13 protein-coding genes and 1 pseudogene are annotated in these 11,471 nt (G+C 67.2%); 2 read left to right on the forward strand and 12 right to left on the reverse strand.

The genetic code is table 11. The features are described from left to right. Window positions 1-9: 9 nt before the first annotated feature. A complete protein-coding gene (locus H2041_RS12855) occupies window positions 10-141 on the forward strand; it encodes a hypothetical protein (protein WP_269079177.1) in 132 nt (43 codons plus the stop codon). A gap of 131 nt (window positions 142-272) precedes the next feature. Here H2041_RS12855 and H2041_RS12860 read toward each other — a convergent pair whose 3' ends face one another. The 9 genes from H2041_RS12860 to H2041_RS12895 all read right to left on the reverse strand — a co-directional run bounded on the left by H2041_RS12860 (window position 273) and on the right by H2041_RS12895 (window position 7,545). After that, window positions 273-1,211, reverse strand: a complete 939-nt coding sequence (locus H2041_RS12860; RefSeq protein WP_293413202.1) for a type IV secretion system protein — start codon at window positions 1,209-1,211, stop codon at window positions 273-275. Between the two features lie 3 nt (window positions 1,212-1,214). After that, complete coding sequence (locus H2041_RS19115) at window positions 1,215-1,466, reverse strand: EexN family lipoprotein (protein ID WP_367133751.1); 252 nt, start codon at window positions 1,464-1,466, stop codon at window positions 1,215-1,217. Beyond that, window positions 1,463-2,218, reverse strand: coding sequence for a type IV secretion system protein (locus H2041_RS12865; RefSeq protein ID WP_293413204.1), 756 nt, complete (start codon window positions 2,216-2,218; stop codon window positions 1,463-1,465). The genes H2041_RS19115 and H2041_RS12865 overlap by 4 nt, the downstream gene beginning before the upstream one ends. Further along, window positions 2,215-4,620 (reverse strand): VirB4 family type IV secretion/conjugal transfer ATPase, encoded by a 2,406-nt coding sequence (locus tag H2041_RS12870; RefSeq protein ID WP_293413206.1) that lies wholly within the window; start codon window positions 4,618-4,620, stop codon window positions 2,215-2,217. Before H2041_RS12870 ends, H2041_RS12865 begins: the two co-directional genes overlap by 4 nt. Then, entirely contained in the window at window positions 4,613-4,948 is a 336-nt protein-coding gene (locus H2041_RS12875) for a type IV secretion system protein VirB3 (RefSeq protein ID WP_293413208.1), read from the reverse strand. Before H2041_RS12875 ends, H2041_RS12870 begins: the two co-directional genes overlap by 8 nt. 12 nt (window positions 4,949-4,960) lie before the next feature. After that, the gene (locus tag H2041_RS12880) at window positions 4,961-5,293 is read right to left on the reverse strand and encodes a TrbC/VirB2 family protein (protein WP_293413210.1); all 333 of its coding nucleotides are present in this window, start codon (window positions 5,291-5,293) and stop codon (window positions 4,961-4,963) included. A gap of 25 nt (window positions 5,294-5,318) precedes the next feature. After that, the gene (locus H2041_RS12885) at window positions 5,319-5,990 is read right to left on the reverse strand and encodes a lytic transglycosylase domain-containing protein (RefSeq protein ID WP_293413212.1); all 672 of its coding nucleotides are present in this window, start codon (window positions 5,988-5,990) and stop codon (window positions 5,319-5,321) included. 18 nt (window positions 5,991-6,008) lie between these two features. Then, window positions 6,009-6,719 carry an acyl-homoserine-lactone synthase gene (locus tag H2041_RS12890; RefSeq protein ID WP_293413214.1) on the reverse strand — a complete coding sequence of 237 codons (711 nt, stop codon included), beginning with the start codon at window positions 6,717-6,719 and terminating at the stop codon, window positions 6,009-6,011. Window positions 6,720-6,786: 67 nt separating this feature from the next. Continuing rightward, window positions 6,787-7,545 (reverse strand): LuxR family transcriptional regulator, encoded by a 759-nt coding sequence (locus H2041_RS12895; protein WP_293396174.1) that lies wholly within the window; start codon window positions 7,543-7,545, stop codon window positions 6,787-6,789. Between the two features lie 138 nt (window positions 7,546-7,683). Between H2041_RS12895 and H2041_RS12900 the strand changes: the two genes are divergently transcribed. After that, window positions 7,684-8,184 (forward strand): thermonuclease family protein, encoded by a 501-nt coding sequence (locus H2041_RS12900; protein WP_293413216.1) that lies wholly within the window; start codon window positions 7,684-7,686, stop codon window positions 8,182-8,184. Here the strand turns inward: H2041_RS12900 and H2041_RS12905 are convergent. The 3 genes and pseudogenes from H2041_RS12905 to H2041_RS12915 all read right to left on the reverse strand — a co-directional run. Then, complete coding sequence (locus tag H2041_RS12905; protein WP_293396168.1) at window positions 8,181-9,200, reverse strand: ParB/RepB/Spo0J family partition protein; 1,020 nt, start codon at window positions 9,198-9,200, stop codon at window positions 8,181-8,183. The two genes, H2041_RS12900 and H2041_RS12905, sit on opposite strands and share 4 nt — an antisense overlap. 85 nt (window positions 9,201-9,285) lie before the next feature. After that, window positions 9,286-10,491, reverse strand: a complete 1,206-nt coding sequence (locus tag H2041_RS12910; RefSeq protein ID WP_293396165.1) for an AAA family ATPase — start codon at window positions 10,489-10,491, stop codon at window positions 9,286-9,288. A gap of 720 nt (window positions 10,492-11,211) precedes the next feature. Then, window positions 11,212-11,471: pseudogene (locus H2041_RS12915) on the reverse strand (replication initiation protein); the annotation flags it as partial.

The following is an 11,471-nucleotide window of genomic DNA, read 5'->3' on the forward strand; positions in this document are numbered from 1 at the left end:
GCGGGCTTGTTGTTCGACGCAGCCGGCTTCGGCGGCGCGCCGTTTGGCACGGTGTTCATCACCGGCGGCTTGCCCGGACTGGTGTCGGGCTGGGCGGTGACGGTCGCCGGCATAGGTGAGCCGGGCAGCACCGAGCCGTGAGGATTCGCGGGGCGCCGGTCCTTCCCATTGCACACCCGCGGCTTATCGCGGGCTACTGCGCTTGTTGTGCTGGAAGCTGCGAGGAGCAGTGCGGCACACACAACGAGGTACTTGGAAGTCATGGGATGTTCCTAAGCTGCGCGTCGGGAGTTGTTTGACGAGCTTCGGCTGACGGACCCGCCACTTCCGCCGCCCCACCTCGGCAGCGAGGGCGCGCTAATCTTGGAGGCCGCTCGCGTTGCCCACACTCCAGATCGACCGAAGTCTCGGATTCCAGCGGCCGCGCCACCTGCAATACCGGTAGCGATGTTAGGGACCTGGAAGAAGAAGATCGCCGCTAGAACACTATAGACGGAGAACACAAGACCCGCGACTTTGGGATCTGCTTGAGCGGTAATCATACCCCATTGGTTTTGCACCAACGCGAGAACGAGCTGGAAGACAGCGATTATGAGCGCAAAGACGAGCAGATAGTTCACGCCTTGCGACACCCAACCCCAGAAGTACTTCCGCGTCGCTTCGAACGGTATGCACGCGATGAAAATCGGCCCGACCGCGACGAGTAGCGCCAGAGCCACCTTTGCAAGCATCGTGATGCCGAACCCAAGTCCGGCCGCGAGGGCGGTCACGCCGTAGATGAGCAGCGCCACTATCCAGGGGACAGGGTCCATCATGTTGGCGCTCTTGCTGCAGCTTTCTGCTAGCTCGAACCCGCGCCCAAGGAAGTCGTCGAAGGCTTGGCCGATCGTCTGGACGTTTCCTCCACTGATTGCTCGAGCCAAGGAGTTCGGCAGATCGTGGAAGAGTGGCTCAGTTACCCAGTCCGAATACGCAACCGTCGTAGCGACTGTGTAGACGAAGGCGAGCTTTATCATCCGACCAACGCCCTCCATTATGGGCTCGTTGATCATTCCGCGAAGCACAGCCAGGCCGTAGATAACCACGTAAAGCAGAAGTGCGGCGCGTAGTGGTCCATCCACCTCAGCTATGACGTCACTCAGACGTTGATTTAGAAACTGGTCTAATTGACCATCGACGTAGTCGTAGGCTGGATCGAACACCCCGGCCATGGATCACCTATCTTGCCGCGGGTCTGACCCTTGATTGGTCGGTTGCTGCATGCTCCGCCATACGGATTGAGCAGCTTCGTGACGTGCATTGGCTTCAGCCGCTTGAGCGTTCTGGCACTCCGGACCGCGATGCGCTCCTCGCTTGCAGTCTTCTAAGACTTCTTTCGCAACGGCGGGGTTCTCCGCAAAGTAGGTTGCTGACCGTTCACACCCGCAGAGCATCGTCGTGAGAACTAGGAGCGCCAACGGCCTCATTTTGAGTACAGGCTCCGCCAGAAGGCTTGGGCTTCATCGTGCCGCTTGGCCGAGGCCTCCCTTAGCCTTTGCGCCTCCAGCCGTTCATCTGCCGCCTGCATGATGGCAACTCCCTGAAGTCGCATTTGATCGTTTTGGATCATGGCCGTCTCAGCATCGATACGCGCCTGGAGATCGAGTACGGCGCGGGCATTGGGTGCGGTGCTGAGGGCTTCACGAAGCTGTTCGAGGCCTTGCAGACGTTGATCCGCGGTTTGGGTGACGCGCTCGCCCACCGCCATGTCACGCGCTGCCCGGACACCTGCCTTCTCCAACGTGTCGCGATAGAATTGTTCGGCCGGACTGATCCCCGCGCTGTCAGTCGGCGAATAGATGCGGTTGGAGTCCCGGATGGTGGTCGCGCGTGAGGCAAGCGACCCGAGGTCCTGCAGATCGCCGCTCATCAGCCGTCTGGCGTCAGAAAGCTCAGCGGGCAGCAGGGTGCGCACGGCAGGCGTGTTCAGGAGCCCGCCGATGCTGTTGACGTTCGAGATCTGGTTGAGGCTGTCGTAAAGCCGCTGGCCTTGCCCGATGATCTCAGTGCCCTGGCGGACCTGCTCCTGGAGTTGGGAGAGCTGCGCCTGCGCCTCCCGGATCTGGTCGAGCATTTTGGCGTAGGCGCCTGGATCCGTGACCACCATCTCGGCCCGGACGGGCGCGGCCGCTGTGACGACGAGCAGCGCGGTCGCAGTCAGTAGGATTGGACGCCTCATCGCAGGCTCCTTCGTTCGATGTGGAAGATCGGCTCCCAGACAGCGGGGTCGTCGCCGTGGCGGGCCCGGATGCGGTCGAGGAGTTCGACGGTTTCGGTGCGTCCGCTGAGAATGGCGAGCTCGTCATCGAGGCCGTTTAGGTTCAGCTCCACGACCACGGAGTTGTGACCCTGCTTGACCAGGAACTGGCGCGACTCCGGCGCCAATTCCTCCCGGATCAGCCGGAACTCCTCGTTTGTGAGACCGAAGCCCTCGACGTAGTCCTTGGCCGAGCCATAGGGGTTCGGCAGGTAGATCTTCGTCGCGCACATCTCCACGATGGTGGGCGCGATGGGCGACTTCAGCACGTCCGAAGGGCTCTGCGTCCCGAACACCATCATCGCGTTGCGCTTGCGGTAGGTCTTCAGGCCGTCCTGAGCCAGGCCGCGGAAGGCCTCGTCCCCAAGCGCCTTCCAGAACTCGTCGACATCCACCACCAGGCGGCGGCCGTCCGCGAGCGCGTCAATGCGGTGGAAGAGGTACATCATGATCGGCGTGCGGACCTCCGGGTTGTCGAGGAAGTCCGTCATGTCGAAGCCGAGGAACCGACCCTCGAGGCTCATCTCGTCGGCCTCGTTGTCGAGCACCCAGCCCAGCGGCCCCGTGCGGGTCCAGCGCTCCAGCCGTGCACCGATCCCCTCGGGGTCGCGCTGGCCCAGGAGCTGCCTCAGCGCCTGCAAGGAGCGTTCGGCCTGCGGCAGGGGCGCCAGGGCCTGGATGCCGTCGTCGATGCGCCGCTCCTCCTGCACGGAGAGCGGCCGGTCGGCCGGCGTCACGAGCTTGCGGACAAGCTGGCCCAGGAAGAGGAGGTTCGCGGGCGTATACTCGAGCGCCTTGAACGGCGCGAAGCCTGTGGGCGCGGCGTTCCGAAGGGGCAGGTAGGCCCCGCCGCAGGCCCGCACGAAGATCTCCGCGCCGCGGTCCTTGTCGATGAAGATCTGCTGGGCCCCGAGCTTCTCCATCTGGGCCAGCATGAAGTTCTGGACGACGGTCTTGCCGCTCCCCGTCGGCCCGCAGATGAAGGTGTGACCGATGTCGCCGGTGTGGAAGTTGAAGTAGAACGGCGACATGGCCGAGGTGCGGAGCAGCGCCACCGGCGCGCCCCAGTGGTTCCCGCTCCGGCGACCCGCCGGATAGGTGTGGAACGGCGCCAGGGCGGCGAAATTCCGCGAGGTGATGGCGGCCGGACGCGTGCGGTAGCTGAACGCTCCGGGGAACTGCGACCAGAACGCGCCCTCGAGCGCCAGGTCCTCGCGGGCCACGAGCACGCCGGAGTCGGCGAGCGTGGCCCGGGCGAGCGACATGTGGTCCTGAAGACGCTTCGGCGTCTCGCCATAGACCAGCAGCGAGAACTGGTGATCCCCCATGACGAAGCGGTTGCTGACCAGCTCGTCGATGGCCTCACTGAGCCCTTCGATCTGCGAGGCCGCCCGGTCGCCGGCCCGGACCATCTGGTTCTGACGCCGCTCCATCACCGCCTTGGCCGCGGGCTTGGAGAGGAAGCTGAAGGACTGGGTGGCCACGAACGGGTACTTGGCCTTCAGGAGCTCGTCCCAGAGGCCCGGTCGGGTCGTGGCGGGGTATTCCTTGACCCCGAACATGCCCGCGAACCGCTGCTCTCCGGGCTCGCGGATCTCCAGGCTCTCGCGGCCGATGATCACCCGGCTGGAATAGATCGCGCGCCCGAGGTGTCCGCTCACCAGCGGCATCGGCTGATGGCGGCCGGTGAGCAGCAGGTGGATGAGCTCCATGGGCTCGGAGAAGGCGAGGCCCCGGCGCTCGTAGAGGCCGAGCGGCTGGGCGCCGTAGCGGGCCAGGTACTGCTCGAGGTCCCTCCCCTTCTCCTGCAGCCGCTCGATCGCTTCCGGCTGCACCTCGGCCCCGGCCTTCCGCGCCCGCTTCAAGCGCGCGACGATCCCCGTCAGCCGTTCGCTGGGGCCGAAGCCAGGGTGCAGCACAAGGGTGACGTAGAGCTCGTTGACGAAGAGGCGGGTGCGCGAGATCCGCTCGCGGTAGGCGTGGTCGAGCCGGCGGGCGAAGGGCGAGCGGAAGTCGCCCTCTGGGTAGCCGCTGTCGAGGCGACGGACGAGGTGCGTCCACACGGCTAGGCGGTCGTCGGCCAGGTTGCGCCAGGCCCCGTTGAGCTTGGCGTGCCAATCGTTGAGGTCGCGGGTGTCGGCGGTCTCGAACGACACGCCATCGAGCCGGAAGGACATCATCAGCGCGCGGGTGTCCAAGGCGATGATGGTGTGGGTCACGTGCCGGGCGTAAGGCAGCTGCCGGCCGAGCGCCTGCTCCCGGCCGATCACGCGCTGCGGCGCCCGAACGACTTCGGTGACGAGACCTTGGCTGCCGTCAGCCATGGGCGACCTCCTCCGGACGGTAGCGGCGGCGCACGGGGAGCGGCGCGATCGAGCTGCCGCCCCACCAGCCGGCGTTGCGGGCGCGGGCCTTCGTGTCGAACCAGATGAACAGCACTCGGAAGGCGTTGTGGTCGTTCTTGACGATCGCCCGGAACAGGAAGTGCAGCACGACGCCGCTGAGCAGGTAGAGGGGCGTGCCGCCGGCCAGGAAGATCAGCCCGGTGAGGATCATGTTGACGCTCATGGCCTCCAGCGGCACGCCAAGCAGCATCGCCGGGCGGGTGCAGGCCAGGAACAGCATGTCTTCGGTGAGCGGCTCGTCCGGCATCGTGCGCGTTCCCTAGGCGACCGCCCCGCCGGTGATCTGCCCCACGACCCAGGCGGCGCTGAACACGACGACGATCCCGAGGATGACCACGCCGGCGCGGCGGATATCGAGCAGGCCGAACATGACGCTGAAGCCCAGCAGCACCACGGCGATGATCGCGATGAGCCGCGCGATGTTGCCCGTCAGCAGGTCCACGATGTTCTGCAGGAACCCCTCGACGTTGTTGCCCGCGGTCTGGGCCAGCGCCGGCTCGACCAGGGCGAGGCTCAGGAGGCCCGCCAGCAGGCTGAGGACGGCGTAACGCCTGAGGGCTCCGCCGCCGGTGGAAGCGGACAAGGATTGCATGGGTGATCTCCCTTTCTCGATCACGTCAGCGTCCCCCCTGAGACGCTGTGAAAACCAGCCGATCGCCGCCGCCTTGGCGGCCAAAGATGTCCCAGCTCGGCGGGGGCGGCGGCTCGGCCTGCAGACGAACCGGGGCGTCCTCGATGGCCATGGCTTCGGCAACGGAGGCCTCGGCAGCGGGCGGTTCGCGGGGCGGAGGGGCTGCCCCCGTGACGGCGATCGCCGGCACGACGGTCTTGGCCGAGGCCTCCACCTTGGCCACATAGCCGTTCCGGAAGCCTCGACCGACATCGCCGGTGTTGTAGAGGGACAGGGCGACGCGCAGCGCGCCTTGAGGATCGCTCGAGCGGCGCGAGGCCAGGGCGTAGTTCTCCGTCAGGACACGGCCGGCCGCGGCCAGGTTGGCGCAAGGCTCGAACGCGTCCTCGATCGATAGCTTCAGCCAACCGAGGTTCTTGCTGTTGATCTGGCCGAGCCCGAGATCGAAGTTGGCGCCGCTCTCCAGGAGGGTTCGCGCCATCCGCACCGCCTCGGCCTTGGTGCGGGGCTGGCGGGCCAGCTTGACGCCGCTGTTGACGTTGATGGCCAGGGGATTGAACCGGCTCTCGGTCCGGACCACGGACAACAGGGTCTCGGGCGCGACGCCAGGGGCGCATTGCTGCGCCAGAGCCAGGGCCGCGGATAGCTCGATGAGCATCGGACCCCTCCCCTCGCCTCAGGCGGCCAGCCGCGTGGCGGTGGGGGCTGGGGGCCCCTCCGCCGGCTGGGCCTCGAGCAGCTGCTCCAGCATCCAGACCGGCACCGAGATGCGGCCCCGGGCGGGCGCCTCGAGGGACACCGGGTCCCGCACGCTGAAGAGCGCCCGCGTGCGCTCCAGGAGATCCTCCTCGACCGGCCAGACGACGCCGACCGCCTGGCCCTGCCCATAGGGCTGGGGAAGGCCCAGCGGTTCAGGCGCCCAGCCGAGCTCCACGAGCTGGCCCAGGAACTTGGTGTCGCAGTAGGTGAGATAGGTCTCGACGAAGCGGCTGCGCGCGAACTCCAGGGCGGCCAAAATCAGCGCCCGGCGGGCGCGGACGAGAGCTTTCGGACGCGCTATGGTGCCGGGGCACCAGCGGGTCCACTCCCACACGCCCGGACCGCGGGGCGCCGCGCCGCGGGTGATCGACTGCGGCCAGCATTCGGTCAGCATGCAGCGCCGCCAGGTTGGCAGCAGGCGCAGGCTGCCCTGGACGTCGCCGCCTTCCATCGCCAGCAGGTAGACGGCCGAGGCGTCATCGAACTGGTCGCGCTCCAGGCCGTCCTTGCGCGCGAGCTCGGTCCATCCCAGCCCGCCGACGAACACCTCGTGCCGCTGCCGGTGCATCTGATCGAGCTCGCGGCTATAGCGATCGCGGTTGGCGGCGGTGACGATGTGGACCTTCATCGGCGGACCTCTGCTTGGGTTCAGCCGATGGTTGTTCGAGGGCCGTCACGGGGACGACCCCGCAAGTCTACGGGGTTGTCCGTTCCAGCAACCCGAGCAATAGGGCCTGCGCCACAGCCTGCATCCGGGTGTGCACGCCAAGCTTCTTGCACGCCGTGGCCAGATGTTCGTCGACCGTACGGGCGGAAAGGCTCAGGATTTGGCCGATCACATAGGAGCTCTTGCCCTCGCGCGCCCAGCGCAAGCACTCGATCTGGCGAGCGCTAAGCTTAGCCTTATTGGGTTCGGCGTCCTTCTTCGACTGACTGAGCTTGCGCGCCAGGGAGCCGTAGTAGATCGACAGGAGGTGCAGCGCCGCGCGGGTGTCCGGAGCGTCCGAGGCCATGCGCTCGCCCATCATCAGCACCGCCGAGACCGAGCCGTCGACATGGTGCAGCGGGGTCATCAGCCCTTCGTTGAGACCGAACGAGCGCGCCTCCTCCATGACCCGCGCCTCCTCGGGCTTCAGAGCGCCGCGGCGCGCCGGCAGGTCGCTCCAGAACAGCGGCTCGGTCGAGCGCAGCATTTCGCGCACGATGGGATCGCGCGCGGCATGGCCCTCAGCCTGGTAGTGCGCGTACCAGCTGGGATGGGTGCGTCCGAAGGTGACCTCGACCTGACGGTCCCTGAGGGGGTCGGCGATCTGGACGCCGACGAATACGTCGACGCCCAGGGGGCCCAAGGTCCGTTCGAACACGGCCTCCAGCTCGGGTATGCTGTCGATCTGCTGTGCGTCGTTGATTGTGTCGAAGGCTTTGCGAGCGATATCTTGCTCAAACGGCAGCACGGACGAGCTCCTTCGCCGACGCACGCGGCGCGAAGAAAGCCTCCAACCCCATCGGCTGTGCCGATGAACAAGATGTACCTTGGGTTGCGACGGGGCCGCAATACGCCAGGATGGTAAATGTTGAGAATGATTCCCAAGTTGGGCGGTCGGCGCCGTTCCGGTCCAGCGGGCGGGCTGCTGTTCCTGGTCAGCTTCGCGCTTCTCGCCGTCTGGATCGGGCCGCAGCTCACCCGTGACATCTCCGCGGCGGCCCCCTCCCCTCCCCCGCTGGCCGGCGCAGGGCGGCCGATCGACGGCGACACCTTCGCCCTCGGCGCCGCGCGGATCAGACTTTGGGGGATCGACGCCCCGGAAGCCGACACCCGGCTTGGCCGCGACGCTACACGGCTGATGGCAACGGTGCTCGCGCAGGGTCCAGTGAGCTGCGAAGACACCGGCGGGCGTTCGCATGACCGGATCGTCGCCCGTTGTGACGACGCCTCCGGCCGCGACTTGGCCGAACGCATGGTCGCCGCGGGCCTGGCGGTGGACTGGCCCAAGTTCTCGCGCGGCCGATATGCGGCTGCCGAAGCCCAGGCCCGGCGGGCCGGCCTCGGCGTTCATGCGCCTTCGCCGGACGAGGCGTTCCCTGCCGGCTAGGGCGAAGCGGCCGGCCAGTGCTGCTCGAGCACCTGGCGAAGCGCCGCTTCCGCCTCCTCGCGGGTCGCTCCGGCCGTGGGGAGCAGCGTCAGGCTGACCTCCTTGCGCTTGCGGGCGTCGATCCGCAGCACAGGCGCGCCGGACGGCGTGCGCACCAGGTTGTCGGCGGCCGATCCTGACTTCTTGGGGGATCCTGACTTCTTGGGGGCGTCGGCGGCCTGGGCGAGCCGGCGGATCACGTCCTGCGGCGAGAGCCCCTCCGCTGCCCCCGACGCCAAGCCGCGCGACGCCTCCAGAACGCGGTCGCGGCGGTCGTCCGGCTTCAGCAGCGGCTTCAGCAAGGTGATGTGCTTGATCTTCAGGGCGTGCGGGTCGGGAAAGGCCGAGATGAGCTCAGCGGGCAAGCGCGCCAGATCGAGGTATCGACTGAGCCAGGCCTCGGACACATTGAGGCGCTGGGCCATCGCCTTCTGGCGGCCGTCGTAGTGGCGATCGAGCGCCCGCAGGTAGTCACGCGCCCGCTCGATGTCACTGAGGTCGTCCCGGGCCCGGTTCTCGAGGTCGGAGACCCGGAAGGCCTCCTCGTCGGTCATCTCGCGGATCTCCACGAGGAACCGGAAGTCCGGGTAGTTGTGGGCCCGCAGCCAGCTCACCGACCAGTGCCTGCGAGCCCCGCAGATCACCTCGTAGTCGTAGGCCGGATCGTCCTTCACGCGCCGGACGATCGCGGGGATCTCCTGGCGGTTTTGCGCCTTGAGGCTCTCGATCAGGTCCGCGCAGCGGGTCTCGTCGAGCTTCGCATAGTCGCGGTTATGCTCGGCCCAGATCCGGCAGCGGGCGGGATCGACCTGTTCCAGGGTGCGGGCCACGACCGCGCCGGAGGCGAGCTCGGCCAACCGATTGGCGCGGCCGGTGAGCACGCCGATGCCGACCCGGCCCTGCGGCTCAGGCGCCGGCGCGTCGATATCGTCCAAGGCCCCGGCGAGGCCGGCGGCGAACCCTCGGTTCTTGCTCATGGCAGTCCCCTCCCCGGCGCAATTGCACCGGTGCAATTTCCTATTTGCCGCGCCGGCCTGGCCATGTGGCCTTCCCGCTCAGCCCTCATGCCAGCCCCTCCTTGCGGAGGCGCGCGGCGTGGCTCGGCCAGGTCGAGCGGATATCCACCAGGATCTCTTCATTGACCCCGTTGAGGTAGGTGAGGCACCGATCGCGGACGGCCTTGCTGGTCATGGGGTTGTTGAGCTCGTAGACCGTCATCAGGCGGGCTGTGACGTTATCGATCTCCGCAGAGTCCTTCAGTGGCGTGCGGATCATCACGTGACCGAACACCTGCCGCATCAGGGCGATCAGCTCCTTCTGCATCGACTTGGTCTCGTCGGCCTTGGAGGCTACCACGCGAATGAAGCTCAGCGACGGCGCGAGATCGCGGGTCGCCAGCTCCTGCATGGTCTCATCCAGCATCGCCAGGAAGGCGGCGGTCGAGGAGAAGTCCATGACCGTGGGCGGCACCGGTACGACCAAGGCGTTCGCGGCGCGTAGGACCGAGAGCGAGATGGCGCCGAGCGCCGGCGGCGGATCCAGTATGACCACGTCAAACCGGTCGGCCACCGAGGCAATACCCTGGGCCAGGCGGTCGAGCAGCCGCCCGCCGCCCCGCGCCATGCGCGCCGCGAGCTCGTACTCCGACTGGAAGAGCCGCAGGTTCGCTGGGATGATCTCGAGGCCGTCGAAGTGGGTCTTCTTCAGGGCGTAGTCGAGCGACTGCATCTCCTCGTAGCGAAGGAACGGATAGAGGGTCTCCTCCTCGCTGAGGTCGAGGTCCGGGACATAGCCGAACAGGGTGGTGGCTGAGGCCTGGCTGTCGCAGTCGATCAGGGCGACCCTATAGCCTTGGATGGCCAGGTACTGCGCCAGGTGGACCGAAATCGTCGACTTGCCGACGCCGCCCTTGAAGTTCTGGACGGCGACGATCGCGCAGGGATCTTCGGGCTTTCGCCAGGGGCGGGTGTTGAACGCGCCCCGCATATCGTTGACCTGCGCCAGGGTGTAGCCGACACGCCGATTGGTCTCCGTCCGGGGCGGCTCCGGCAGGCGGCCGTCCTTCTCGGCTTCGCGGATGGCCGCCGGGGTTCGGCCCACGAGCGCGGCCGCCTCCCCGATCGTGAAAGTCGGCTCTCGCCGGGCGCCGGCGCGGGCGGCGCGGGCGGCGTCCCGGAGGTTCGAGACGACGGCCGAGGCGCGGCGCGCCATCTGGCCGACCGGTCCGGCCATCGGGGTCACAGCGGCTTCCGCCAGATTGGTCGACATGGGATGGCCTCCTCGCCACTTTCGATTTTCTGCGCATCGGACGCTAGAAAGCGAAAGCTGCCGGCAAGATGGTGTATTTTCGCTTGGTAAACCGGTCGTTAACGCTGACCGGGAAGAAAAACCCGATTCTCGACCTCTGACGAGGCGCCAACCTGACCTGATGGGGGCCGAGAGGACGCTGCGCTAGCGAAAAATCCGTGTCGATCCTCCCCCGTCGCCCTGGGTAGCGCGATTCCTCCGCGAGACGCCTCTTCCCATCCTGACCGCGCGGGGGCGCAGGTTGCGGGCTGCCCTGGACGCCCTCCCGCGGTGAGCACTGGCCTTCCGGGGCTCGAGCGCTTGCACACGCCGTGACGAGCCGGACCGGGACATGCGAGCCTGCCGGCGGGTGCACGGCCTCTGACGAGTCGAAATTGCACCGGTGCAAGACGCCGTCGTCCGCCAAGCGCCTGCGCGCTCATCTGCTTCCGTACGGGGTCGCGGCACATCGCATCCATCCTGACCGACTGGGGGGTCAGATCGCGAATCCCGGGGGCGATTGCACCGGTGCAATTGCGCCCGGGAGCCCCTCGTGTCTGCGCTTTGGCGTTGGCCGAGTCGTGCTGTGAAGCTTCGGCTTCATGCAGGACACTCGCCGGCCGCTGATCCGCCGACCCTGCACCCCATCAGCGGCGCCTACAGCGCCTCATCCAACGAAATTGCACCCGTGCAATTCTGTCCCTAGGGCCGGCCGCGGCGCGCTGCGAAGGCCTGGCAGAAACCGGTCCAGGACTTCATCAACTTGGCGCCGGAAAGCTTGGCGAGCCGCTCGCCCATCTGCTCTCGGTAGGAGCCGGCGATCAGGTCGATATCCCAGCCGCCGCCATGAGCCTGCGCGATCTGGGCGAACTCCTTGGACCAGCGGATGGAACCTTCCGGGAAGACGCTCGACGGGGAGGCTGCGGTGGCCGCGGGGGCGGCGAGCTTGCGCGGCGGGGAGG

It is taken from the genome of Phenylobacterium sp., from assembly GCF_013911965.1.
Classification (GTDB): Bacteria; Pseudomonadota; Alphaproteobacteria; order Caulobacterales; family Caulobacteraceae; genus Phenylobacterium.